This is a genomic window from Prosthecobacter fluviatilis, assembly GCF_055388355.1.
Window position 1 is genome coordinate 1,687,661 of record NZ_AP043782.1, and the last position, 25,954, is coordinate 1,713,614.

The following is a 25,954-nucleotide window of genomic DNA, read 5'->3' on the forward strand; positions in this document are numbered from 1 at the left end:
TCTAAGTCGGTGCTCATGCGGCCCGGCGGCTGGCCCAGACCATGATGCCAAAGGCCAGAACGATGCCCGGCAGGGTGATGGAGGTGATCCAGAAGATCAGCTCATGCTGCTTGCTGGTGAGCTGGATGCGGTAGGAGTGCTTGGACTTGGCGGGAATGCCGATGAAGTTTTCGCGGTTCATGAGCCAGTTCAGGCTGGCGGCGGCAAAGTCGCGGCTGACGGCGAGCATGGTCTGCTTGTCGAGCAGCGTGGGGTTGGAGACCACGACCATGCGGGAGCTGTCTGCGCGCTTGGTTTCGTCTCCCAGGGCGCCGCGCTCGATGCTGGCGGCCACGTAGATCGGCGGCAGCGTGTCCTCCTCATCGACGATGGGCAGCTCCTCCAGAAACTGGCGCTCACCCCAGTAGCGCGGGGCGGCCTGGATGAGCGGCCTGATGCTGATGGACTGCTCCTTGAGGCTGGAGTTCTCCTTGACCAGCTCCAGAGATTCCGTCTGCCCGGCAAAGGTGATGGCGGAGGAGCTCAGGTGGTGGATGAAGGGCACCTCCTTGTTGAACTCACCCATCACGGAGAATTCCTTGCGGGGGCCGGTGCTGGTGCTCTCCGCCATGAGCACGCGGTCGCCACGCGGATGCACGCCGTTGGCGGTGAGAAAGGCGTTGAGCCGGGCGGTTTCGCCACCGGGGTCGAGCATGATGAACATGCCGGCACGCTTGGACTGCCAGTAGTTGTTGAGCATGACGATCTCGCGCTCGGAGAAGTCATAACGCGCGCCCATGATGAGCAGGCCGTCGGTGTCCGGGGGGATCTGGTTGATGTCGGAGAGGTTGACCTGGACGACCTCGAAGTTCTGCTGCTTGCCGAGGTCGATCGCGGCATTGTAGGCCTCGCTGAGTCCCAGGGCGGAGCGGCTGCCCTTTCCCACGACGTAGAAGAAGCGGCGCACACGGCCTTCCACGACGGAGATGAGGGCGGAGGAGATGGCGTCCTCGCCACGGAATTCAACGATCTGCTTGTTCGTGCTGGTGCCCTTTTCACGGACGACGAGCTCCTCCTCGGTGATGAAGCGCTTGTTCACCCCGCAGCGGATGAGCACGCCGTTTTGGGAAAGGGAGAGGCCGGTGTCCGCCTTGAGCTGCTCGGCGCGCTCGATGTCGCGCACGGGGTCGATGGAGCGCACCTTGATGCGCTGCCTGCCGTGCAGGTGGTACTCCTCCAGCAGGGACTGGACTTCGCCATACACCTTGGAATCCCGGCTGAAGACGATGTTGATCTGCACATCGCGGGAAAGGCTGTCGAGGTACTTGAGCGTGGCCGGGCTGAGGGTGTAGTCCTGGCTGGGGCTGAGATCCCAGCGCCAGAAGTGGTAGTAGTTGAGGCGGTTGACGCCGGCAAAGAGCGCCAGCGCCAGGATGATCTGCACGGTGACGTTCAGGCCGATGCCATAGCGCTTCGGCATCGGTCTGACTTCGGCACCTGCCGGCGGGTTGTTCTGTTCAGAATCCGTCATGGTGGTGGATCAGTCGGCTCACGGGCGCCAGCGGCGGAACTCGACGACGTGGTGTGTGAAGGAGAGGAAGAGCAGCGACATGCTGAGGTAGTAAATGATCGGCCTGCTGTCGATGAGGCCCGCGGTGAAGATGCGGATGTGCTCGGTGGCGGCGAAGTAGTTGACGATGTCCACGATGGTGTCGGAGATCTTGCGGCCCACGACCATGATGAAGATGCCCATCAGGAAGTGCATGAGGCTCACCGTGAAGGAGATGATGGCGGCGACGATCTGGTTGGACGTGAGGGAGGAGGCAAAGCAGCCGACGGCCAGATTGAACATGCCCATGACGACGAGGATGAGGTAGGCGCCGCGCATGGCCCCGGAGGGTATCTCCACCTGCCCGGCGGAGATCCAGTGGGCAAACTTGAAATTGAACAGGCTGGGCAGCCAGAGCACGCAGTACACGATGACGGAGGCGAGGTACTTGGAGCCCACCACCTGCCAGGCGCGCACCGGCGCGGTGAAGAGGGTCTCCAGCGTGCCCATCTTTTTCTCCTCGGCAAAGAGGCGCATGGTCAGCAGCGGGAAGATGAAGAAGTAGGAGAGCCAGAACCACATGGCATGGAAGGTCCAGCTCACGATGGAGCCTTCGCTGGGGGCGTTTTCCAGCACGGAGAGCGCAGCGCGGAAAGCGAAGCCGTTGAGCACCATGACCAGCGCCAGCACCACGTAGGCCACGGGGGAGACAAAGAAGGCGTGCAGTTCTTTTTTGAGCAGAATCCAGAATATCCTCATAGGACGTGGGTGGGGATGTCGGTGGGGGTGCCTGCGTTCATGGAAAGCTCCACAAAGACATCCTCCAGAGTTGGCAGCTGCAGGTGCATCTCGCGGATGCGCCACTTTTGCTTCAGCGCGAGGTCCAGCACTTCATCCCGCACATCGTGATCTGGCTCGACCCGGAGGGTGAAGCGCCGCCAGGGGTGGATTTGCAGCTCCTCCTCCGTGGCCTTGCGCACGGCGGGGATGGCGGAGAGCTTTTCCGCGAGATTGCCGGTGCCGTCGATCTCCAGGTGCAGCAGCGTGGTGGAGCGCAGCTGGCGCGTGAGATTGGCCGGGGTGTCGTTGGCGCGGATGCGCCCCTGGTGGATCATCACCACCCGGTCGCAGGTCTGCTCCACCTCATGCAGGATATGGGTGGAGAGCAGCACGGTGTGCTTGGACTTGAGGCTGCGCAGGAGATCGCGCACATGCCGGATCTGCACGGGGTCGAGCCCGTTCGTCGGCTCGTCGAGAATGAGGAGCTTGGGCTTGTGCACCAGGGCATCCGCCAGGGCCACGCGCTGGCGGTAGCCTTTGGAGAGGTTGCCGATGAGGCGCTTGCGCATGTCCGTGACGCCGGTGAGCTCCATCACCTCGCCGATGCGGCGGCGCATGGCCGTGCCGGAGAGCCCCTTGAGCTCGGCGCGGAAGTACAGGTACTCCTTCACCCGCATGTCGGTGTACAGCGGGGCGTTTTCCGGCATGTAGCCCACCGACTGGCGCACCTGGATGGACTGGTGGAAGACGTCAAAACCCGCCACCAGCGCGCGTCCTGAAGTGGCGGGCATGTACCCGCTGAGAATGCGCATGGTCGTGGACTTTCCGGCTCCGTTTGGGCCGAGAAAACCCACGATCTCCCCCGGCTCCACCTGGAAGGAGATGCTGTTCACCGCAGTGCGTCCGGCATACTGCTTGGTGAGTTCCTGAACATCGATCATGACTGGGAGGGAATGGGGGGGAGGAAGTGTCGGGGGGAAAAGTTAAATTTAAGCTTATGCGCCCCTGAAAGACAATTCGCAATCAGGCATTCGCAAAAATGATGCTCCTCAACCCGGCGGCTGCGCCACGCACCTGCCCGCAGCCTCCCAAGAGCCGACGGCGCAGACCTCCCGCCATGGGGAGCTGCGCACGCCGGATCACAAAGGTCCTCTTTCCGCCAGCCCGCCTAGTCGTTGTAGGCAGTCTCGCCATGCTCGGCGAGGTCCAGCCCTTGGTACTCATCCTCGTGGGTGACGCGCAGGCCGATCGTGAGGTCGATGCCCTTGAGGATCACAAAGCTGCCCACGCCGGAGAGGAGGATCGTCCACAGAGAGGCCAGGCTTTGCGTCAGGAGCTGGCTGCCGATGCTGAACTCCCCAAGGCCGCCTGCAAAGCTGGTGGAACCAAAGACTGCGACGAGGATGGTGCCGACGAAGCCGCCCATGCCGTGGACGCCAAAGACGTCCAGCGAGTCATCGTAGCGGAACTTGTGCTTCAGCTTGGAGCAGGCCAGCCAGCACAGCAGCGCCGAGATGCTGCCAATGCAGAGCGCCCCCACCGGCCCCACCTTGCCTGCCGCAGGGGTGATGGCCGCCAGCCCGGCGATGGAGCCCGTGGCGATGCCCAGAGCGCTCGGCTTGCCGTTGCGGATCCACTCAATGAGCATCCACACCACCGAGGCGGCGCAGGCGGAGAGGTGGGTGACGACGAGGGTCATCGCCGCAGCGCCGTTGGCTGCGAGGTGGCTGCCCGCATTGAAGCCAAACCACCCCACCCACAGCATGCCCGCCCCCACGATGGTCAGCGGCAGGTTGTGCGGCATGAACTGCGCGCTGGGAAACTCCTTGCGCGGCCCCACCATCACGCAGGCCACCAGCGCGGCCACTCCGGCGGTGATGTGCACCACGATGCCGCCCGCGAGATCGATCACTCCCGTAAGACCAAAGAAAGCGCCCGCCTTGTGCCACACACCGTAGCAGCAGGGGGCATAGACCACGAGGCTCCAGATGACGCTGAAAACGAGGATGGCCTTGAACTTCATGCGCTCTGCAAACGCGCCGATGAACAGCCCCGGGGTGATGAGGAAAAACATCATCTGGTAGGCGAAGTGCAGCAGCTCGGGGATCGTCGGGCAGTCGCTGCGCACCGTGCCGGGCGTGACCCCGCTGAGGAAGGCCTTGCCAAAGCCGCCGATGAGCGCGCCGCCGTCGGCAAAGCACAGCGAGTAGCCGCAGGCCAGCCAGACGAGGCTCATGACAGCGGTCAGCGCAAAGCACTGCATCAGGATGGAGAGCACGTTCTTGGAGCGCACCAGCCCGGCGTAAAACAGCGCCAGGCCCGGGATCATCATGAAGAGCACCAGCGCCGTCGAAACGAGCAGCCAGGCGGTGTCCCCGCTGCTGATCGTGGCCGCGCCATCGGCGGCATGGGCGGGAGTGGCGACTGCGAGGAGGGCGAGAACGAGCGCGACCGGCGCGGATGCATTCCGTGCGGTCCCGCTCCCGGTGCTTTTCAGCAGGGGATGGGTCATGGTTGGTTGGGCGGCTGGTTGAGTTGGCGGCCTGGTTGGGACCGCAGCTTGGTTGGAGCTGCGCGGATGCTAGTCACCGCGCCGGAGGTGACAACCTTTTTTGCAAAATAGGCACGAAAACTGCTTCATTTCTGCTCACCGCCCGGTTTTTCAGCCGCTGGCGGCTTTGGTCGTGCCCCGGTGCTGACGCAGGGTGCCTCCGGGGGTTTCCAGCGGCCCCGCACCCTCTGGCGCACCCGGCCGTTTCCTCCCCTGCCCCGGCTTCCATGCACGCAAAAAAAACGGGAGAGGCATCTCCGCCTCTCCCGCTTGGAAGACTTTCATGTGCGCCAGCGCTGCAAGGGCGCTGGCAGGGCCTCCGCCACCCCAGCCGCCTAGTCCCGCTTGAACCAGCCCTTCACCTTGGTGAGGAAGCCTTTCTTCTCCGCCGTGGAGCCCCGGGCGGCAGGATCTGGCGTCGTGGTGGGGACGGTCACGGGCAGGTTTTGGTCCCAGCCGCCGCCCAGCGCCTTGATCAGGCTCACGCTGGCGATCAGCCGCTGCCCCGCCAGGGTGGCACAGGCACGCTCCGTGATGAGCAGCGAACGGTTCGCCTCGATGACGTCCAGATACGGGCTCGTGCCCGCCTCATAGCGTGCATGCGCGATCTTCGCGGCCTCCTGCGCACTGGCACGCGCACGGTGCTGCGCCTCGGTCTGCGTGCTGAGATTGCGCAGCGCCGCCAGCGCGTTTTCCACATCGTTGAAGGACACCAGGATGGCCTGGCGGTAGTTTGCCAGCGCCTCGTCATGCGCAGCGCGCGCCTTTTCCATGTAGGCCCGGTTTTTGCCACCGGCAAACATCGGCACGGCGATGCTGGGGCCGATGTTCCAGTTGAGGCTGTTGCCCTCAAAGAGCTTGGCCACATCCCCGCTGAGATACCCGCCATGCCCCATGAGCCGGATGCTGGGGAAGAAGTTGGCCTTGGTGACGCCGATCTGCGCCGTGGTGGAGGCCAGCGTGCGCTCGGCCGCAGCCACGTCCGGGCGGCGCTCCAGCAGGTCCGTGGGCACACCGGCAGGGACTCCCGGAGGCGAGGGCAGCAGGCCCGCGTTGCCGCCGAGCTTGAAGGCGCTGGGGTTCGTCCCTGTGAGGAGGGCGATGGCATTTTCAAGCTGGTCACGCTGGTTCTGCAGCGCGCTCACCTCCGCCTCGGCGGTGGCCACTTCCGTCTCCGCCTGGGCCTGCTCCAGCTCGCTGCCGGCGCCGGCTTTCACACGTGCACGGGCGATGTCCAGCGCCTGCCTGCGCCAGCCCACGGCCGCACGCACGGTCTGCAGCTCGCCATCCAGCGCACGGATGCGGAAGTAGTTGGTGGCCACATCTGCGTGCATGCCCAGCAGCACATTCTGCATCAGGTTGGCAGCCGCCGCCGCATCTGCCCGCGCGCTTTCATTCTGACGGCGGATCTTGCCCCACAGATCCAGCTCCCAGCTGAAGTCCAGAGGCACATTGTAGCTCGGCCCCACGTAGTGCAGGCCGTTCAGCGGAAAGGCGCTGGGCATGTTGGGGGAGGTGCGCTGCGTGGTGAAGGCCGAATTGATGTCCGCCGTGGGAAAGAAGGCCGCGCGGGCGATGCCCGTGCCTGCACGCGCCTGGTCAAAGCGTGCGATCGCCGCCTTGAGCGTCTGGTTGTGCGCCGTGGCGCGCTCCATGAGCTCGTTCAGCCTGGCGTCGCCAAACACACGCCACCACGCGCCTTTGGGCAGCGTGTCCAGCGGGCGCGCCTCGCGCCAGTTTACCGCGCCTTTGTAGCCCGGCGGCGTCACCGTTTCCGGCCGTTCGTAGTTCGGCCCGATCTGGGCGATGACATTCGTTGCCAAGAGAAGTGGAATGAAATAGCGCATGTCGGAAATCAGTGAGGGACAGGAAGAGCGGCGGAAGGAATCTCGGTGGTGTCTGCGGCGGCTTTCTTTTTCTTCTGCCCCAGCATCACCAGCACATAAAACACCGGCGTGAAGAACAGGCCCAGGAAGGTCACGCCGATCATGCCGGCAAACACGGCGGTGCCCATGGCGCGGCGCATTTCAGCACCCGCACCGGTGGAGACCACCAGCGGATACACACCGGCGATGAAGGCGATGGACGTCATCAAAATCGGGCGCAGGCGCAGGCGGCAGGACTCGATGGCCGCCTCCAGCGGGCTCAGTCCATGGTCAAACTTCTCCTTCGCAAACTCCACGATCAAAATGGCGTTTTTGCAGGCCAGCCCGATCAGCACGATGAAGCCGATCTGCGTGAAGATGTTGTTGTCACCACCCGTGATCATCACCCCCGCCAGCGCAAACAGCAGGCACAGCGGCACGATGAGGATGATGGCCAGCGGCAGGCGCAGGCTCTCATACTGGGCGGCCAGCACCATGAACACCAGCAGGATGCACAGCGGGTAGATGTAGATGGCGGTGTTTCCGGCGATGATCTTCTGGTAGGTGAGGTCGGTCCATTCAAACTCAAACCCGCCCGGCAGGCCTTCTTTGGCCAGCTTGGAGATGAGCTCCTCCGCCTGGCCGGAGCTCAGCGGCGGCATGGGGGCTCCGTTCAGGTCGGCGGCGAGGTAGCCGTTGTAATGCGTGACACGGTCCGGGCCAAAGCCCTCCTTCACCTTCACCAGCGATCCGACGGGCACCATCTCACCCGCAGCGTTGCGCGTTTTCAGCCGCGTGATGTCGCTGGCGTCGTCACGGAACTGCTGCTCCGCCTGCGCCACGACCTGGTAGGTGCGGCCAAAGCGGTTGAAGTCGTTCACGTAAAGGCTGCCGAGGTTGACCTGCAATGTCTCGAAGAGATTCGCCAGCGGCACGCCCTGCACCTTCGCTTTCTCACGATCCACGTCCGCCTCAAGCTGCGGCACATTGACGGTGTAGCCGGAGTAAACCTGCGTGAGCTTCTGGGTGCCATAGGCTGCGCCGACAAGCTTCTGCGTGGCCTGATAAAGCGCCGCGTAGCCCTGGTTGCCACGGTCTTCCACCATGAGCTTGAACCCGCCCGTGGTGCCGATGCCGTTGACGGGCGGTGGCGGGAACATCATCACCATGGCGTCCTGGATGGCCATGAACTTGCCGTTGAGCGAATTGGCGATGGCCGCGCCGCTGAGCTCCGGCGACTTGCGGTCCTCGAAGTTGTCGAGGCCGACGAACACGATGCCCGCATTGGGGCTGATGGTGAAACCCTGGATGGACAGGCCCGGGAAAGCGATGGCGTCCTTCACGCCCGGCTCGTCCATGGCGATCTGGGACATCCGGCGCATGACGTCGTCGGTGCGGTCAAGAGAAGCGCCATCTGGCAGCTGCGCAAAGCCGACGAGGTACTGCTTGTCCTGGCTGGGCACAAAGCCCTCGGGCACAGTTTCAAAACCTTTCCATGTGGCCCAGACGAGACCGCCGTAGATGATGACGGCGATGAAGCTGAAACGGATGATGCGCTTCACCAGGCCCACATACACGTTGGACGACCACTCAAAGAAGCGGTTGAACGGCCGGAAGAACCAGCCAAACAGACCGTCGATGAGCCTGGTGAGGATGTCACGCTTGTCACCGTGGCCCTTCAGCAGCAGCGCGGAGAGCGCCGGAGAAAGCGTGAGCGAGTTGATGGCCGAAATGACCGTGGAGATGGCGATGGTGACGGCAAACTGCTTGTAGAACTGGCCGCTGAGCCCGCTGATGAATGCCGTGGGAATGAACACCGCGCACAGCACCAGCGCCGTGGCCACGATGGGCCCTGTCACCTCCGTCATGGCCTGCTGCGTGGCCGCCAGCGGCTTGAGACCGTTCTGAATGTTTCGCTCCACGTTTTCGACGACCACGATGGCGTCATCCACCACGATGCCGATGGCAAGCACGAGGCCGAAGAGGGAGAGGTTGTTGATCGAGAACCCGAGCGCATGCATCACCGCAAAGGTGCCGACGAGAGACACCGGCACCGCCGCCAGCGGGATGATGGAGGCCCGCCAGGTCTGCAGGAAGATAACGACGACCAGCACCACGAGCACCAGAGCCTCCAGCAGCGTGTGGATGACCGCATCGATGGACTTCTCCACGAACACCGTGGGGTCATAGGCGATGGCGTAGTCCACGCCCTCGGGCATTTTCTTCTTCAGCTCAGCCATGCAATGACGCACCGCCTCGGAGACGGCGAGCGCATTCGCGCCGGGAAGCTGGAACACGCCCATGCCCACGGCACGCTTGTTGTTGAGCAGCGCGCGCAGCGAGTAGTCGCCCGAGCCCATCTCGGCGCGTGCGACATCCCGCAGGCGGAGCTTTTCCCCATGCGGGCCGGTCTTGACGATGATCTGCTCAAACTCCTCCTCGCTGATGAGGCGGCCCTTGGCATTCACCGTCAGCTCAAAGGCGGAGTCCTTGGTGGGCTGCTGGCCGATGGTGCCCGCAGCCACCTGGATGTTCTGCTCGCGGATGGCGTTCACGATGTCGCCGGAGGTCAGGCCACGCGCGGCGGCCTTGTCGGGATCGATCCAGATGCGCATGGCGTAGTCGCCGCCGCCGAAGATGTTCACCTGCCCCACACCGGAGAGTCGCGACAGCTCGTCCTTCACATTGAGGGTGGCGTAGTTGCGCAGGTAGATCTCGTCATAGCGCTCGTTGGGGGAGAGCAGATGCACCACCAGCGTCATGTTGGGCGATGACTTCACCGTGGTGACCCCGAAGCGGCGCACCTCCTCCGGCAGCTTGGGCAGCACCTGCGCCACGCGGTTCTGCACCTGCATCTGCGCGAGGTCGAGCTCCGTGCCGATCTTGAACGTGACGGTGAGCGTCATCACGCCATTGGCCGTGCTCATCGACGACATGTAGAGCATGTTTTCGATGCCGTTGATCGTCTGCTCCAGCGGCGAGGCCACCGTTTCGGCAATGGTCTTCGGATTCGCACCGGGATAGGTCGCCGTCACAATGACCGTCGGCGGCACGACCTCCGGATACTCGGAGATCGGCAGCTGAAACAGGGAGATGGCGCCGAGGATGAAGATCAGCAGTGACAGCACGCCCGCAAAGATGGGGCGGGTGATGAAGAATCGGGAAATGTTCATGCAAGCTTGGGGGGATGTTTCGCTGTGCGCTTACTTGGCCGCCGTCTCCTTGGCAGGCGGTGCATCCACCGGCTGCACAGGCATGCCAGGCTGCGGCAGACGCGCCTGCCCGTTCACGATGATTTTGTCTCCGGCCGCCAGACCGCTGCGGATGATGCGCTTGCCGTCGATGCTCGGCCCGATCACGATGGGTTTGTAAACCGACAGCGCTGGCGTTTTGGAAAGATCCACCCCCAGCACAAACTTGTTCGCCTGATCCGTGAGGATGCTCTTCTCGTCCACCAGCAGCGCCTTGTATTTGCCCGTCATGGGGATGCGGATGCGCGCAAACAGCCCCGGAGTGAGGATGTTGTCGCCATTGGGAAACTCGGCGCGCAGCACCATGCTGCCGGTGCTGGCATCCAGGCGGTTGTCGAAGGATTCGATGTGCCCTTTGTGCGGGAAGCTTTTTTCATTGGAGAGCTGAAGCTCCACCGGCACGCGGCCGTCGCCATTGGTGAAGGTCTTCTTGTCCCGCTGCATGGCCTGCAGGTTCAGCAGGCTGTTTTCGTCGATGTCCGCATACACATAGACCGGGTCCACGGTCACGATGGTGGTCAGCAGCGTGGTGCCAGCGGTGACAAAGTTCCCCGTGGTGGTGATGGCCCGGCTGATGCGGCCGCTGATGGGTGCCTTGACCGTGCTGTGCTCAAACTCGATCTCCGCACTGTGCTGCGCCGCCTTGGCCGCCTCCAGGCTGGCCACCGCCTGCAGGTGCATGGACTCGCGCGCCTCCGCCTGCTCCGGGGCGATGGCCTTGGCCGCCAGCAGGGTCTGCACACGGTCAAACTCACGTTTCATGGCCATGGCATTGGCCTCTGCCCGCGCCACCTCGGCCCCCGTGGAGCGCAGCCGCGTCTGGAAAGGCCGCTGGTCGATGGTGAAGAGAATATCCCCCTTCTTGACCAAGGCTCCGGCCTGGAAATGCACCTCCGTGATGTAGCCGGACACGCGCGGCTTCAGCTCCACCGTTTCCACCGGTTCAACGCGCCCCGTGAACTCCTCCCATTCCACCAGCTCTTTTTGCTCGACCTGGGCGATGGTCACGGGAGCCGGAGGCATGCCGCCGCCATGGCCACCGGCAGGCGGTTTGCCACAGGCAGCCAGAAGCAGGACGAAGGGGAGGAGGTTTGGGAGTTTCACGGGGCGCGTAGGTTTTGGGGTGGGGAAAGTTGACCAGTTGGTTAATTTGAAAGCAAAAAATGAGCACGCGTCAGTCTTTGACGCCGAGGATGATCTTGGCTCCGGACTCGAACTCGTCCAGGCGGCCCAGGTCGTTCCACATGCGGGCGTGCAGCAGCAGGCCTTCGCTGTAGGCAAACACGATCCGTGCCAGGGCCACCGCATCATGCGTGACAATGCTGCCCTGCGCCTGCGCATCGCGGATGGCGCTCTCGTAGTAGCGGATGAACTGGCTCAAAATCTCCTGCAGCTTGTCCCGCAGGCGCTCGTCCACCGTGCTGACCTCCGCACCCAGGGAGTGGATGGGGCAGCCCAGCACACGGCCATGCTTCTGGAAGAGCTCCTCCTGCTCCTGGCGGAAATTGCGGAAGCAGTTCAGGATGCGCTCCACCGGCGGCACCACCGGGGAGAAAAGCTGGTCCAGCTCCTTGCGGTGCTCGACCCAGCCATGCTCGATCGCTGTCAGGGCCAGTTCCGTCTTGGACTCAAAGAAGTGGTAGAAGCTGCCCTTCTTCACCCCTGCCCTCTCGCAAATCTGGTCCACCGAAGTGCTGCCGTAGCTGCCTATCCAGATCAGTTCGATCATGGCGTCAATCAGGCGGTCTTTGGCGGTGGAGGTGCGGCCCATGGGTGTCTTTCGTTAAGGTGGCGGAGTTTTGCAACAGACTAGACGGTCAGTCAACTATTTTTAAGCCGGCATGAGCTTACCCCCACCGTTTGACGTAATAACATTCGTAACTACATTAAGCACATGACTCTTGAACTCAAGCTCCGCAAAATTGGCAACTCAGTCGGTCTGGTACTGCCGAAGGAGGCGCTGGCGCATTTGAAGGTGGAAGAAGGAGACACCGTGACGCTCACCGAATCCCAGGATGGAATGCGGCTGACCGCCAGCAATCCGGAGTTTGCCAAAACCATGGCGGTGTTTGAAAGCCTGAACCGCCGCTATCGCAACACCCTGCGCGAACTGGCGAAATGAAAGAGCCCTACTGGCTGACGCGGGACGAATGCCTGGCACTGCATGACATGATGCTTTCGTTTTACGGGGGCATCACCGGACTGCCTGACGAGCATCTGCTGGAGTCCGCCCTGGCGGGCCCCCGGCAGCTCTTCCACTATGGAAAGCCCTCCATGGCGGAGATGGCCGCCGCCTATGCCGCAGGCATCGTGAAAAACTACCCTTTTCTCGATGGCAACAAACGCACAGGCTTCATGCTCGGTGCAGGCTTTCTCGAACGAAATGGACACGAATTCCACGCCACTGAGGCCGATGCCGTGGTAAGCACCCTGGCCCTGGCCGCCGGAGCGATGACGGAAGCCGAATATGCCGGATGGCTGGAAGCAAACTCGAAACGTCCTTAGAGACCGCGTTCCGCGAAGCTGCTGGCACAGAATTCCTCATTCTGCATTCGACATTCGTCATTCCCCCTTTTTTGTGCCATTCTTTCACTCATGCACGACCAAGCCACAGTCCTGATCGTCGATGACGAAAAGCATACCCGCGACGGCCTGCGCCTCTCGCTTGAGGATGATTTTGACTGCTACGTGGCCTCCAACGCTGCCGAGGCCATGGAGTACCTGCAGAATGACCACATCGACGTCATGCTCACCGACCTGCGCCTGGGCGAGGACGACGGCATGAAGCTGCTGGAGGCCGCCCTGGCCCTGCCCAAGCCGCCCGTGTGCATCATGATGACCGCCTACGGCAGCGTGGACACCGCCGTGGAGGCCATGCGCCGGGGGGCCTACCACTTTGTCACCAAGCCGCTGAACCTCGACGAGGTAGAGTTGCTCATCAAACGCGCCCTCCGCAGCCGCTCGCTGGAGCACGAAAACGTGGCGCTGAAGCAGCAGGTGGAGCGCAAGTTTTCCATCGAGGGCATCCTCGGCCAGGCCGAGGTGATGAAGCCCATCCTCGACACCATCCAGCAGGTGGCCCCTTCCCGCGCCACCGTTTTGATCGAGGGCGAAAGCGGCACCGGCAAGGAGCTCGTCGCCCGCGCCATTCACAATCTCAGCGGCAGGCCCAAGGCCAACATCGTGGCCGTGCACTGCGCCGCACTCTCGCCGCAGATCCTCGAAAGCGAGCTCTTCGGGCATGAGAAAGGCGCCTTCACCGGCGCGCAGGAGCGCCGCATCGGCCGCTTTGAGCAGGCCAACGGCGGTACGCTCTTCCTGGATGAGATCGGCGAGATCGACTCCAGCACGCAGGTCAAGCTCCTCCGCGCCCTCGGGGAGCAGACCATCGAGCGCGTGGGCAGCAGCAAGCCCATCCAGATCAACGTCCGCGTCATCGCCGCCACCAATCGCAACCTCGCCAAGATGGTGGAGGAGGGCAAATTCCGTGAGGATCTCTACTGGCGCCTGCGCGTGGTCACCATCCAGCTCCCGCCGCTGCGTGCCCGCAAAAGTGACATCCCCGTGCTGGCGGACCACTTCCTCAAGGAGCTGGCCAAGGCCAACGGCAAGACCTACAAGCCGCTCGGCGAGGACGCCCTGCCCGCCATGATGAACTACGACTGGCCCGGCAACATCCGCGAGCTGCGCGCCGCCATCGAGCACGGCGTGGTCATGAGCAACAGCAACCGCGTCATGCTCAAGCACCTGCCCTCCTACCTGCTCAATCCGCACAGCCTGGGCTTCGGCCTGCGCGCGCCCTCATTGATCGCAGCCAAGGAAGCTACCACCGCACCCGTCGGTGCCGACCCCGCCCTCAAACCCAAGAGTGATCTGGACATCACCGAGGCCGAGCACCAGCTCATCCTCACCGCCCTCCAGCGCAGCGGCAACAACCGCACCGTCGCCGCCGAGATGCTGGGCATGAGCCGCCGCACCCTGCAGCGCAAGCTCAAGGAGCTGAACATGGTGCGCACCCACCGCAGGCGGGTCACAGCCCCGCCGGCAGATCCTCAGGCTTCCGTTTCGTAAACCGTCGGATCATGGATGCCGGCCAGCACAAAGGCCTCGATGCGCTCCACGCAGGTGCCGCATTTGCCGCAGTGCAGGTCGCCGCCTTTGTAGCAGGACCACGTCTTTCCGTAGTCCACTCCCAGCTCCGCGCCTGTCTTGGCGATGCCTGCTTTGTCCAGATGGATGAAAGGGCGCATCAGCTCCACGTGCGCATAGGTCCCTTCCCGCATGGCGGAGGCCATGGCCTGCATGAAGGGCTCGCGGCAGTCGGGATAAATCATGTGATCTCCCGCATGCGCGGCGATGACGAGCGCATCCGCGCCGCAGCTCTCTGCCAGACCACAGGCGATGGAGAGCATGATGCCGTTGCGAAACGGCACCACGGTCTTCTTCATGTTTTCATCCGCGTAGTGCCCCTCGGGGATGGTGCCGCCGGATTTGAGAAGATCGGAGGCAAAGTGCTGGTTCATGAACCCCAGGTCGATGATGTCATGCTTCACCCCGAGGTGGGCGCAATGCCACGCCGCCAGCGGAATCTCCCGGTGGTTGTGCTTGGCGCCGTAGTCAAAGCTCACCGCGCCCACGATCTCATCCTCATGCCGCGCCCAGTAAAGAGCCGTCACGGAATCCATCCCGCCGGAGAGCAGCACGAGCGTTTTCATTCCGGCAGGCGCAGGGTTTCCTCCACATCGGGAAAGCGGGCCTCGCAGGTGAGCTGGATGCCCCCGCGTGCGCCGAATTTCCCACGCACCACCACCTGCTTGGGAGCGCAGGCTTTCACGATGTCGTCCAGCACGCGGTTCACGATCGCCTCATTGAAGGAGGCGTGGTTGCGGTAGGAGGCCAGGTAGAACTTGAGCGACTTTGTCTCCACGCACTTCTCATCCGGGATGTAATAGATCTCCAGATGCGCGGAGTCCGGCTGCCCGGTCACCGGGCAGATGGAGCTGAATTCAGGCGCGCTGAGGTGGATGCGGTAGTTGCGGCCCGGTGTGCGGTTCGGAAAGGTCTCCAGCACCGCCACGTCCGGCGAGGCGGGCAGGCGGTTTTCAGAGCGTCCGAGCAGGGTGAGATCAGAGGAGGAAGACATGTTCCCTCCAGAATGCCCGACCACGCCTTGAATGCAACGGGCAGGATCGAAATGCAAAAAATGCACAGCTTTTCGCAGGGTGCCGGCCTCAGTCCCTCCTTGGCTGGGGCCGTGCCGGGCAGCCCAACCGGGCCCAACGACATTCGGTTGATATTTTTCCAAATGTGGAAACGTTTCTAAATCCAGAATGCTCAAAGAAGCCGCCATCCCCCTCACTGACGACACGCTCGCGCCCGGCACGGAGCGCACGCTTGCCATCCTCGAACTCCTCGGCCGCCACCGCGCCGGGCTCAGCCTCACCGAGATTGCACGGGAGCTCGACCTGCCGGTCAACTCCGTCTTCCGCATCACCGGCACGCTGCACAATCGCGGCTACCTCCAGCGCAGGGAGGATGACAAGCGCTTCGTCCTCACCAACAAGCTCTTCGACCTCTCCCGCCCGCAGGTGCGCGAAAAGAGCCTCGTCGTCTGCGCTCTGGAATCCCTCAAATGGCTCCGTGATGAAACCGGCGAGACCACGCAGATCCTCGCCAGCGTGAATCACAAGATGACCGTGCTGGAGCAGTGCATCTCCTCCCAGCCCATCAAGGTCAGCAGCACCGTCGGCCTGCAGGTGCCCATGTACTCCTGCGCCCCGGGCAAAGCGGTTCTGGCGCATCTGCCGCCTGCGGAACTGGACCAGTTCTTTGCCGCCGTGCAGCTCAAGCAGTACACACCCACCACCCTGGCCACACGTGAGCTTCTGGAAGCAGACCTCACCAAAACACGCAAACGTGGCTACTCCACCGACATCGCCGAAGGGCTGGAGGGCATCCATTGCGTGGCTGCGGCCATCCTGGATGAGTATCGCTACCCCGTCGCCGCCATCACCGTCATGTCACCTTCCTTCCGACTGAAGCGCGACCAGTTTGAAAAAGCCGGCAGACTTTGCATCGAGGCCGCCGCAAACATCACCCAGAGGCTCCTGGCATGAACAAGCATTTCCTCATCTCCGCCGCCGCGCTTTTCAGTGGCAGCCTGCACGCCGCGCCCACGCCTGCGCAGATCGAATTCTTCGAGTCCAAGATCCGCCCCATCCTCGCGCAGGAGTGCTACGAATGCCACAGCACGGCCACCAAGAAGAAAGGCGGCCTTGTGCTCGACTCCCGCCCCGGCTGGCAGTCGGGCGGCGAATCCGGCGATGTCATCAAACCGGGCAACCCCGCCGAGTCGCTGCTGCTGCAAACCATCAAGCACGAGCACGACGACATCAAGATGCCCAAGGCCGGAGCCAAGCTCGATGACAAGGTCATCGCCGACTTTGAGCAATGGATCCGCGACGGTGCCGCCGACCCGCGCGACACCGCTCCCTCCAAAGCCGAGATCGCCAAGGAAACCGACTGGAAGAGCATCCTCGACCGCCGCAAGCAGTGGTGGTCCTTCCAGCCCGTCTCCAAGCAGCCTGCGAACAAAACCATCGATGACTACATCGACGCAGAGCTGGCCAAGCAAGGCATCCCCGCCGCAGCACCTGCCGATGCACAAACACTGCGCCGCCGCCTGAGCTACGTGCTCACCGGTCTGCCGCCCTCAGGCGGGCAAAGCATCGACGACCTGCTGGCCTCCCCGCACTTTGGCGAGAAGTGGGCCCGCCACTTCATGGACTGGGTGCGCTACGCTGAGACCTACGGCTCCGAGGGCGACCCCGCCATCCCCTACGCCCACCAGTACCGCGACTACCTCATCCGTGCCTTCAATGACAACGTGCCCTATCCGCAGCTCGTCAAGGAAGCCATCGCTGGCGATCTCCTCGCCAAGCCCCGCATCAAGAACGGCATCAACGAAAGCGCCATCGGCATCGCCCAGCTCCGCATGGTGCTGCATGGCTTCTCCCCCGTCGATTCGCTGGATGAAATGGTCACCTTCACCGACAACCAGATCGACACCGTCACCAAGGCCTTCCAGTCCCTCACGGTGAGCTGCGCCCGCTGCCACAATCACAAGTTTGACGCCATCTCGCAGACCGATTTCTACTCCCTCTACGGCATCTTCACCAGCACCCACCCCGCTGTCATTGATGTGAACGCCCCCGGCACGGGCAAGGCCGAGCACGAGGAACTGGCAAAGCTCAAGACGCAGATCAAAGACGCCGTGGCTGCGCACTGGCTCAAGTCAGCCGCCAAAATCACCGCCAATGAGAACACCGAATCCACGCACCCCGGCCTGGGCAAACTGCAGTGGTTTGCCAATGGCGTCAGCCTCACCAAGGCAGGAGAATTTTCCATCGCACTCGAAGGCGGAAACGCAGTGTCGCAGATCCACCCTGGCGGCTATTTCAGCGACCTGCTCAGCACCAAGGAGCGCGCCGTGCTTTTCTCCAACCGCTTCAAATGCGAAGGCGGCACGCTGTGGTTCCGCGTGGCAGGCAATGGCGGCGTGAAGGCCAAGTATGTGGTGCAAAACTACCCACGCACCGGCACCATCCACAAGGCAGTCGTCCTCAGCGATGCCAAGGATGAAAAGCTCGGCTGGCGCTCCCTCGATCTCGAATTCTGGAAGGGCGATGAAATCTTCATCCAGATCACCACCGCCGCCGACCTGCCCGCTGAGTTCAACAAGGATGCCCGCTCGTGGTTTGGCCTCACCGACGTGTTCATCACCCAGGACAAAACACCTCCATCTGTCGAAGCACGCGCCCAGTTCGCCGCGAGCGATCTCATTCAGTCCTGGCAGAAAGACACGCTGACAGACACACAGGCCGAAGTGCTCAACCGCCTTGTGCAGACCGGCAGGCTTCCCAACAAACTCGCCGATCTTCCCGAGGCCGCCAAGCTGGTGGCACGCTACCGCGAGATCGAAGCCCGCCTGCCCATGCCCACACGTGTGCCCGGCGTCATCGAGGCCGATGCCAAAGACGCGCCGCTCTTTGTCCGTGGCGACCACAAGCAGCCATCGGAAATCGTTCCCCGCCGCTTCTTGGATGCGCTCGATCCCAAGCCCTTCAACACCCCCGGCAGCGGTCGCCTGCAACTGGCCGAACGCATGGCGGACATGCGGAACAACCCGCTCACCGCACGCGTCATGGTGAACCGTCTCTGGCACCATGTCTTTGGCCGCGGCATCGTCGCCACCGTGGACAACTTCGGCAAGCTCGGTGACCAGCCCACGCATCCCGAGCTTCTCGACTTCCTCGCCCAGCGCTTCATCGACAGCGGCGGCGACATCAAGGCCATGCTCAAGCTCATCGTCAGCTCGCGGGCCTTCCAGCGCAGCGCCCAGGCCTCGGAGATCGCGATGCAGAAGGACCCCGAGAACAAGCTGCTCAGCCACTGGACCATCCACCGCCTGGAGGCCGAGGCCATCCGCGACTCCATCCTCACCCTCACCGGCAAGCTGGACCCCGGGCTCTATGGTGAACCCATCGGCAGCGGCAACACACGCCGCAGCATCTACGTCAAGGTCATCCGCAATTCACTCGATCCCTTCCTCACCACCTTCGACTCCCCCGTCCCCTTTGCCACCCGTGGCAAGCGCGACACCACCAACGTCCCCGCACAGTCCCTCACCCTGCTCAATGACAACAACGTCATCCGCTGGTCACGCGAATGGGCGCTGCGCTCCAGCAAGCTCGACGACAAAGCCCGTGTGCAGCAGATGTTCCGCGAGGCCTTCGCGCGCGAAGCCACGCCCGATGAGATCAAACAAAGCCTGGCCTACCTCGGCATCTTGCAGCAGGAAAACAACGAACTCGTGCAGGAGCTGAACTCCAAGGAACAAAAGCTCGCGGCAGTCACGCAGCAAATCTCCGCCCTGCTGGAGCCCGCACGCACTCGACTGCAGGCCGAGCGCAAGCTGCCCGCCGTGCCGCTCAACACCCCTGCCCCGCTGGCCGAGTGGACCTTTGACAAAGACGCCCGCGACACCGAAGGCCGCATGAACCTCGAACTCGTCGGCAACGCCCGTGTGGAAAACGGCGCTCTCATCCTGGATGGCAAGTCCATGGCCAAATCCGGCTCCCTGCCGAAGACGCTCACCACCAAAACCCTCGAAGCCTGGGTCATGCTGGACAATCTCACGCAGCGCGGAGGCGGTGTAGTCACCGTGCAGCACAAGGACGGCGGCCAGTTTGACTCCATCGTCTTTGCCGAGAAAACCCCGCAGCACTGGGTGGCTGGCAGCAACTTCTTTGACCGCAGCGAGCTCTTTGAAGGCAGCGCCGAAACCGAGGCCACCACCCGCCCCGTGCACGTGGCCGTGGTGTATCAGCCCGATGGCACCATCTCCGGCTACCGCGATGGCAAGCCCTACGGCCGCACCTACCGCAAAGCCCCCGCTGCCACCTTCGCCGCCGATGCCTCCCAGATCCTCCTCGGCTGCCGCCACGGTGCCCCTGCCGGCAACAAAGGCCTGACCGGCCGCATCTTCCGCGCCCGCCTTTATGACCGCGCATTGACTCCCGAAGAGATCTCACAAACCGCCCGCATCGAATCCAGCTCCATCACCGAGGCCGACATCCTCGCCGCTCTCACCGACGCACAGCGCAAACAGCTCGCCCAGCTCCAAACCCAGCGCGACGAGCAGTCAAAACAACTCGAATCCCTCCGCACCTCAACCTCTGGCGATGATGCCGCCGTCCAAAGCTGGAGCAGCCTCGCGCAGTCACTCATCAACCTCAAAGAGTTCATCTATCTTCAATAAGCTTAATAGTCCTCTGTTCGCGGTTCTCAGTTGTCCAATCATTAAAGCTTCACATGAAAATCGAACGTTTTGAAGACATTGAAGGCTGGCAGCTTGCACGCGAACTTTGTCGTTCTGTTTATGAGTTGGCAAAGAACAGCCCGCTTGGCAGGGATTTCTCGCTCAAGGATCAAATGGTCAGATCCTCCGGCTCCATTATGGACAACATCGCCGAGGGGTTCGATGGCGGAACCAATCGAGAATTCATCCGCTTTCTTCAATATTCAAAGCGCTCCTGCTCCGAACTGCAAAGCCAGCTCTACCGCTGTCTGGATCAAAGCTACTGCTCACAAGATCAATTCGAGACGATCTACAACCAAACAGCACTCACTCGCAACAAGATCGGTGCATTCATAAACTATCTCTCGAAACACCTCGAACGCCGCACGGCCACCAACTGAACTCAATCGAGAACCGAGAACAGAGAACAGAGAACAATGAACTCCCCCCTTTCCCGCCGCCAGCTCCTCTCCCGCGCCTCCACCGGCTTCGGCATGGCCGCGCTTGCAGGTCTCATGCAAGAGGAAGCCAAGGCAAACACGCCTTTGGTCAATCGCGCCAAACGCTTCGCGCCCAAAGCACGCAGTGTCATCTTCCTCTACATGAGCGGCGGTGTCTCGCATGTGGACTCCTTCGATCACAAGCCGCTGCTTCAAAAGTATGCGGGCCAGCCGATGCCCGGCGCGGTGAAGAAGACACAGTTCAACAACAACGGCACGGTGCAGCCCTCGCACTGGGATTTCAAACGCTACGGACAGTCCGGCCTGGAGGTCAGCGATCTCTTTCCGCAGATCGGCGGTGTGGTGGACGAGCTCTGCCAGCTCCGTGGCATGACGGCCAAATTCAGCGAGCATGCGCAGGGAAATTTCTTCATGCACACCGGCTTCCCCTTCCTCGGCTATCCCAGCGCAGGAGCATGGACAAGCTACGGGCTCGGCACCGAGTCGCGCGATCTTCCCGGCTACATCGTGCTGCAGAGCGGTGGTGCCTCCACTCCGCATGGCGGCGTGGGTTTGTTCAGCAACGGCTTCCTGCCTGCGCAGCATCAGGCCAGCATTGTGAAGGCAGATGAAGCCGAAGCCGTCGTCAACATCCGCCCACGCCAGTCGCAGGACATGCAGCGCAAGCAGCTCGATTTCATCGGCGCGATGGACCGCCGCTTCGTCAGCACCACGCAGCATGACAGGCATGTGGAGGCCGCCATCTCCAACTACGAGATGGCCTGGCGCATGCAGTCCGCCGTGCCGGATCTTTGCGACATCTCCGGCGAAACCGAAGCCACCAGGAAGCTTTACGGTCTCGACGACCCCGAGCCCAAAAAAGCAGCCTACGCCCGCCAGTGCCTGCTGGCACGCAGGCTGGTGGAGCGCGGCGTGCGCTTCATCGAACTGAGCACGCTGGCCTACAACGTGGGCGGTGGCAACGGTGCCAACCCATGGGACCACCACGGCGCGATCAAGGAAGGCCACGGCAAGATGGCGAACCAGATCGACCAGCCCATCGCCGCGCTTATCAAAGACCTGCGCTCGCGCGGGCTGCTGGACAGCACGCTTCTCGTCTGGGCCGGTGAGTTTGGCCGCACGCCCTTTGCCCAGGGCACCAATGGCCGCGACCACAATCCCTACGGCTTCACCGTCTGGATGGCCGGTGGTGGCGTCAAAGGCGGCCACGTGCACGGTGCCACCGATGACTTCGGTTACAACGCCGTCGAAAACATCTCCACCGTCTATGACATGTGGGCCACCGTGCTGCACCTCATGGGCATCGACCACGAGCAGCTCACCTACCGCTTCAGCGGTCGCGATCTGCGCCTGACGGATGTGCATGGCAACGTGCTCAAAGACATCATCGCCTGATGAATTCCCTCCTCTCACGCCGCCAGATGCTCGCCAATGCCTCAACCGGCTTTGGCATGGCGGCGCTTGCGGGATTGATGCAGGCAGAGTCTCCCGTGCATCGCGCCAAACGCTTTGCCCCGAAGGCCCGCAGCGTGATCTTCTGCTACATGAGCGGCGGTGTTTCCCACCTGGACTCCTTTGATCCCAAGCCGCTGCTGGAAAAATACGCCGGGCAGCCCATGCCGGTGGAGGTGAAGAAGACGCAGTTCAACAACAACGGCACCGTCCAGCCCGCACACTGGGCTTTTCATCGCCACGGCCAGAGCGGCATGCCGGTGAGCGAGCTCTTCCCGCACATGGCCACGCTGGCGGATGAGATCTGCGTCATCCGCAGCATGACGGCCAAGTTCAGCGAGCACGCGCAGGGAAATTTCTTCATGCACTCCGGCTTCCCCTTTCTCGGTTATCCGAGCGCTGGTGCCTGGGCCAGCTATGGTCTTGGCACGGAGTCGCGTGACCTTCCCGGCTACATCGTGCTGCAAAGCGGCGACGCCACGGTGCCGCACGGCGGTGTGGGTGTCTTCAGCAACGGCTTCCTGCCCGCGCAGCATCAGGCCAGCATCATCAAGGCCGATGCCGAGGAAGCCGTGAAAAACATCCGCTCTGCACAGCCACGCGAAAGGCAGCGCCGCCAGCTCGATTTCATCAGCACGATGGACCACCGTTTTGCCAGCGCAGCTCAGCATGATGTGCATGTGGACGCCGCCATCGCGAACTACGAAATGGCCTGGCGCATGCAGTCCGCCGTGCCCGAGCTCTGCGACATCTCCGGAGAGACCGAGGCGACGAAAAAACTCTACGGCATGGGCGGCCCTGATGACACGCGCACCGCCTACGCGCGCCAGTGCCTGCTGGCGCGGCGTCTGGTGGAGCGCGGTGTGCGCTTTGTGGAGCTGAGCTGCCTGCCCCAAAAACTCGGCAGCGGCACTCAGGCAGCGAATCCCTGGGATCAGCACGGCCAGATCAAAAAAGGCCACGCCAACATGGCCTATCAGGTGGACCAGCCCATCGCTGCCCTCGTCAAAGATCTCAAATCACGCGGCCTGCTGGACAGCACGCTCGTCATCTGGGCCGGCGAGTTTGGCCGCACGCCCTTTGCGCAGGGCACCGACGGCCGCGATCACAATCCCTACGGCTTCACCATCTGGATGGCCGGGGGCGGCATCAAGCCCGGCCACATCTACGGCGCCACGGACGACTTCGGCTACCACGCGATCGAAAACGCCTGCACCGTCTATGACATGTGGGCCACGGTGCTGCACCTCATGGGCATCGACCACGAGCAGCTCACCTACCGTTTCAGCGGAAGAGATCTGCGCCTCACGGATGTGCACGGCAACGTGCTGCGCGATGTGATCGCGTAATACCACGCACAGCTGAAAACGGGTCTCATGGGTGGAAGCCAGCATCCCATGCGGCCAGCCAGCGCTCTGGAGGAGAGGGATCGTCCCGATCCCTCACGCGCCCGCATCGCCCTGCATTCTCGTGCCGCCACAAAGCCGAGCCTCCCTCATCATCCAGCGCCATCGCACATCCGCGAATATGCTGCAGGTAGGGGGATCAAGATGATCCCCCTCCGTCGGATCGTGCCTCCACCTTCAGACCCGTTTTCAACGCATCAGGGTATAAGAGGCAGGATGGGTGTGGCGACAGCCCGCCCGTCCTTCAGCGTACCGCAACCGCCATGGAGCAAGAGCACCCTCGCAGTCGGGCGGTTTGGCGAAGCAACCTATGGATGCTGCAAAATGCAGCGCGCCAAACACACCCAACCTACGGGCAGACACGTCCTACACCTCCAGCTTCCACGGACCGCGATACTCGCGGCCCAGCAGCTTGGCGGCATCGGCATCGCCGAGGATCTCCTCTTTCGCGGGGTCCCACTTGATGGAGCGGTTCACGAGGAAAGAGATGAGCGCCAGGTGGCCCGGGGTCGCGCTGTGGTGCGCGGTTTCCACGGGGGTCACGGTGGGCTGGCGGCTCTTCACACAGTCGAGGAAGTTGCGGTGATGACCCTTGGTTTCGTAGAGGCGGGTCTTGATGACGTCGTCTCCCAGCTTCGGTGCCTTGGCCACTTCGATGATCTCGCTCTTCGGGTCCTTGTCGTCCTTGCGCTTCTTGACCGTCTGCCTGAAGGCCGGGTTGGAGCAGTCATACGCGCCGCCGCGGTTCACATACACCCAGCCGTCCGTGCCGATCCACTTGGTGCCCATCTTGATGTCGTCATGGCCTCCTGCAATGGTCATGGTGATGCCGCCGGCATACTTGGCCTCGGCGCGGTATTTGGTGGCGGTGTTCCAGATGTCCGTGCGCGGCGGCATGTCCACCTGGATGGGGTTCACCTCTTCCGGACCGCTGCTGTCCATGCCCATGCCCCAGTGGGCGATGTCGCAGTGGTGGCCGATCCAGTCGAGAAGCTGGCCGCCGCCGATGTTGTAGTCCCAGCGCCAGTTTTTGTGCACACGGCACTCGATATAGTCCTGCATCGTCGCAGGCCCGATCCACATCTCGTAGTCCAGCTCAGCAGGCGGCGGTGTCACGCTGCGCTTGTCCCCCGTCTTGGCAAAGTCATTGTGTCCGGCAGGCAGGCCCACGTGCACTTCCTTGAGCTTTCCGATGAGGCCGTTGCGCACGATCTCCGCACCGATGCGGAAGTTGTCCTCGCTGCGCTGCCAGGAGCCCGTCTGCCAGATGCGGCCGTGCTTCTGCACTGCCTTCACAATGGCCTGCTGCTCGGCGATCGTGCGCGCCAGGGGCTTCTCGCCGTAGATGTCCTTGCCGTTTTTTGCGGCTTCGATGGCGGTGAGGGCGTGCCAGTTGTCCGGCAGCGCCAGCATCACCGTGTCGATGTCCTTGCGCGCCATCACCTCGCGGTAGTCGTGGTAGGGCTTGCAGTCCTGGTTCTTGTACGCGCCGTTGATGGTGTCGAGCGCCTTCTGCAGATTGCGTTTGTCGATGTCGCACGCAGCCACGATCTGGCAGTCCTGCTCCTGGAGAAATTTAGCGGTGTTGCTCGGCCCCATCATGCCCCAGCCAAAGACGGCCATGGTGATCTTGCTGGAGGGGGCGTTCTGCCCCAGCACGCTGGCCGGGATGATGGTGGGAAAGCCGATGGCGGCGGCGGACTTGGCAAGGAACTGGCGGCGGGAGGAAACAGGGATGCGTTTCATGGCGGTGGTGGGGCTGATTACTGGAGGATTAAAACGAGAGTCCGAGGACAAGTCGAGCCGCAAAATGCAGGCTCGGTGAATGAAGCAGCCTGCTCATACCACGCACAGCTGAAAACGGGTCTCAGGGGTGAAAGCCAGCATTCCATGCGGCCAGCCAGCGCACCGGAGGAGTGGGATCGTCCCGATCCCACACGCTCCCGCATCGCCCTGCGCCCTCGAACATCCACGAACACGCTGCAGGTGGGGGGATCAAGATGATCCCCCTCCGTCGCTGCGGCGAAGCCTCCGGCGGAGTGGGATCGTCCCGATCCCACACGCTCCCGCATCGCCCTGCGCCCTCGAACATCCACGAACACGCTGCAGGTGGGGGGGATCAAGATGATCCCCCTCCGTCGGCTCGTGCCTCCACCTTCAGACCCGTTTTCATCGCATCGTGGTATCAATCGCGAGAGCGTCCTGGAGTGCCCCAGTCCTCTGGAGCTTTTCGCAGGCCATACAACGTTCAAAAGCGCCGGAGGACCGGCGTACGGCAAAACGCAATGCGCACGCGCTTGCAAATACCAACTTAGCAGCTTGTCGGCACCCGCTGGGCCAGCTTGACCGTGTGCGGGATGGCCCCGAGCACAAAGCCGAGGCAGTCCACGGCACCCTGAGGTTTGCCCGGCAGGGCGATGACCAGACTGCGCTCCACCACCGCTGCAAGGCTGCGGGAGAGGATGGCATTCGGCGTCAGTTCGAGCGACTTCATGCGCATGAGCTCGCCAAAGCCGGGAATCTCCACCCGCATGATGCCACGGATAGCCTCGGGGGTGACATCCCGCTCGGCGATGCCCGTGCCGCCGGTGGTGAGGATGAGCGCGCAGCCTTGGGCGGAAAAGGAGCGGACAGCTCCCTGAATGCGCTGAAGATCATCGGGGACGATCGCCTCTGCGGCGACCGTCCAGCCATAACCTTCCGCCGCTTTTTTCAGCGCCGGACCGCCCAGATCCTCGTACACGCCCTCGCTGGCGCGATCAGACACGGTGATGATGCCAACCTGCATTCTCGATGGAAAG

Annotated in this window: 21 protein-coding genes; 8 read left to right on the plus strand and 13 right to left on the minus strand. The window is 62.8% G+C overall.

What is annotated here, in order from left to right; all coding sequences use genetic code 11:
• Window positions 1-13: 13 nt before the first annotated feature.
• The 9 genes from ACZ5WW_RS06530 to ACZ5WW_RS06570 form a co-directional block, all read right to left on the minus strand.
• Window positions 14-1,510 carry a DUF7088 domain-containing protein gene (locus ACZ5WW_RS06530; RefSeq protein ID WP_377170845.1) on the minus strand — a complete coding sequence of 499 codons (1,497 nt, stop codon included), beginning with the start codon at window positions 1,508-1,510 and terminating at the stop codon, window positions 14-16.
• An 18-nt stretch (window positions 1,511-1,528) separates the two neighbouring features.
• Entirely contained in the window at window positions 1,529-2,287 is a 759-nt protein-coding gene (locus ACZ5WW_RS06535; protein WP_377170843.1) for an ABC transporter permease, read from the minus strand.
• Window positions 2,284-3,249 carry an ABC transporter ATP-binding protein gene (locus ACZ5WW_RS06540; protein WP_377170841.1) on the minus strand — a complete coding sequence of 322 codons (966 nt, stop codon included), beginning with the start codon at window positions 3,247-3,249 and terminating at the stop codon, window positions 2,284-2,286. Before ACZ5WW_RS06540 ends, ACZ5WW_RS06535 begins: the two co-directional genes overlap by 4 nt.
• A 227-nt stretch (window positions 3,250-3,476) precedes the next feature.
• Window positions 3,477-4,820 carry an ammonium transporter gene (locus tag ACZ5WW_RS06545; protein WP_377170839.1) on the minus strand — a complete coding sequence of 448 codons (1,344 nt, stop codon included), beginning with the start codon at window positions 4,818-4,820 and terminating at the stop codon, window positions 3,477-3,479.
• Between the two features lie 150 nt (window positions 4,821-4,970).
• A complete protein-coding gene (locus ACZ5WW_RS06550) occupies window positions 4,971-5,144 on the minus strand; it encodes a hypothetical protein (protein ID WP_377170837.1) in 174 nt (57 codons plus the stop codon).
• 50 nt (window positions 5,145-5,194) lie between these two features.
• A complete protein-coding gene (locus ACZ5WW_RS06555; RefSeq protein WP_377170835.1) occupies window positions 5,195-6,706 on the minus strand; it encodes an efflux transporter outer membrane subunit in 1,512 nt (503 codons plus the stop codon).
• An 8-nt stretch (window positions 6,707-6,714) separates the two neighbouring features.
• Window positions 6,715-9,897: an efflux RND transporter permease subunit gene (locus ACZ5WW_RS06560; RefSeq protein WP_377170833.1), complete on the minus strand. Its 3,183-nt coding sequence runs from the start codon at window positions 9,895-9,897 to the stop codon at window positions 6,715-6,717.
• Window positions 9,898-9,927: 30 nt separating this feature from the next.
• Window positions 9,928-11,079, minus strand: coding sequence for an efflux RND transporter periplasmic adaptor subunit (locus ACZ5WW_RS06565; RefSeq protein ID WP_377170831.1), 1,152 nt, complete (start codon window positions 11,077-11,079; stop codon window positions 9,928-9,930).
• A 70-nt stretch (window positions 11,080-11,149) separates the two neighbouring features.
• The gene (locus tag ACZ5WW_RS06570) at window positions 11,150-11,746 is read right to left on the minus strand and encodes a TetR/AcrR family transcriptional regulator (protein WP_377170829.1); all 597 of its coding nucleotides are present in this window, start codon (window positions 11,744-11,746) and stop codon (window positions 11,150-11,152) included.
• A 123-nt stretch (window positions 11,747-11,869) separates the two neighbouring features.
• On the opposite strand from ACZ5WW_RS06570, the gene ACZ5WW_RS06575 reads away from it, so the two are divergent.
• From ACZ5WW_RS06575 to ACZ5WW_RS06585, 3 genes are all read left to right on the plus strand, one after another.
• Complete coding sequence (locus ACZ5WW_RS06575; RefSeq protein ID WP_377170827.1) at window positions 11,870-12,097, plus strand: AbrB/MazE/SpoVT family DNA-binding domain-containing protein; 228 nt, start codon at window positions 11,870-11,872, stop codon at window positions 12,095-12,097.
• Complete coding sequence (locus ACZ5WW_RS06580) at window positions 12,094-12,480, plus strand: type II toxin-antitoxin system death-on-curing family toxin (protein WP_377170825.1); 387 nt, start codon at window positions 12,094-12,096, stop codon at window positions 12,478-12,480. The genes ACZ5WW_RS06575 and ACZ5WW_RS06580 overlap by 4 nt, the downstream gene beginning before the upstream one ends.
• 90 nt (window positions 12,481-12,570) lie before the next feature.
• A complete protein-coding gene (locus tag ACZ5WW_RS06585) occupies window positions 12,571-14,046 on the plus strand; it encodes a sigma-54-dependent transcriptional regulator (protein WP_377170823.1) in 1,476 nt (491 codons plus the stop codon).
• On the opposite strand, the gene queC is transcribed toward ACZ5WW_RS06585, so the two are convergent.
• Together queC and queF are read right to left on the minus strand one after the other, a co-directional pair.
• The gene (gene queC, locus ACZ5WW_RS06590) at window positions 14,028-14,690 is read right to left on the minus strand and encodes a 7-cyano-7-deazaguanine synthase QueC (protein WP_377170821.1); all 663 of its coding nucleotides are present in this window, start codon (window positions 14,688-14,690) and stop codon (window positions 14,028-14,030) included. The genes ACZ5WW_RS06585 and queC overlap by 19 nt on opposite strands.
• Entirely contained in the window at window positions 14,687-15,118 is a 432-nt protein-coding gene (gene queF, locus ACZ5WW_RS06595; RefSeq protein ID WP_377170819.1) for a preQ(1) synthase, read from the minus strand. The genes queC and queF overlap by 4 nt, the downstream gene beginning before the upstream one ends.
• 187 nt (window positions 15,119-15,305) lie before the next feature.
• On the opposite strand from queF, the gene ACZ5WW_RS06600 reads away from it, so the two are divergent.
• The 5 genes from ACZ5WW_RS06600 to ACZ5WW_RS06620 are packed head-to-tail and all read left to right on the plus strand — an operon-like array spanning window position 15,306 to window position 23,096.
• On the plus strand, window positions 15,306-16,091 hold the full coding sequence (locus ACZ5WW_RS06600) for an IclR family transcriptional regulator (RefSeq protein WP_377170817.1): 786 nt from the start codon (window positions 15,306-15,308) through the stop codon (window positions 16,089-16,091).
• Complete coding sequence (locus ACZ5WW_RS06605; RefSeq protein ID WP_377170815.1) at window positions 16,088-19,795, plus strand: DUF1553 domain-containing protein; 3,708 nt, start codon at window positions 16,088-16,090, stop codon at window positions 19,793-19,795. Before ACZ5WW_RS06600 ends, ACZ5WW_RS06605 begins: the two co-directional genes overlap by 4 nt.
• Before the next feature lie 53 nt (window positions 19,796-19,848).
• Window positions 19,849-20,235 carry a four helix bundle protein gene (locus ACZ5WW_RS06610; protein WP_377170813.1) on the plus strand — a complete coding sequence of 129 codons (387 nt, stop codon included), beginning with the start codon at window positions 19,849-19,851 and terminating at the stop codon, window positions 20,233-20,235.
• 36 nt (window positions 20,236-20,271) lie between these two features.
• Window positions 20,272-21,690, plus strand: a complete 1,419-nt coding sequence (locus ACZ5WW_RS06615) for a DUF1501 domain-containing protein (protein WP_377170811.1) — start codon at window positions 20,272-20,274, stop codon at window positions 21,688-21,690.
• Window positions 21,690-23,096, plus strand: coding sequence for a DUF1501 domain-containing protein (locus ACZ5WW_RS06620; RefSeq protein WP_377170809.1), 1,407 nt, complete (start codon window positions 21,690-21,692; stop codon window positions 23,094-23,096). Before ACZ5WW_RS06615 ends, ACZ5WW_RS06620 begins: the two co-directional genes overlap by 1 nt.
• A gap of 423 nt (window positions 23,097-23,519) precedes the next feature.
• On the opposite strand, the gene ACZ5WW_RS06625 is transcribed toward ACZ5WW_RS06620, so the two are convergent.
• The gene (locus ACZ5WW_RS06625) at window positions 23,520-24,899 is read right to left on the minus strand and encodes a Gfo/Idh/MocA family protein (RefSeq protein ID WP_377170807.1); all 1,380 of its coding nucleotides are present in this window, start codon (window positions 24,897-24,899) and stop codon (window positions 23,520-23,522) included.
• 565 nt (window positions 24,900-25,464) lie between these two features.
• Entirely contained in the window at window positions 25,465-25,941 is a 477-nt protein-coding gene (locus ACZ5WW_RS06630; RefSeq protein ID WP_377170805.1) for a MogA/MoaB family molybdenum cofactor biosynthesis protein, read from the minus strand.
• Window positions 25,942-25,954: the final 13 nt, after the last annotated feature.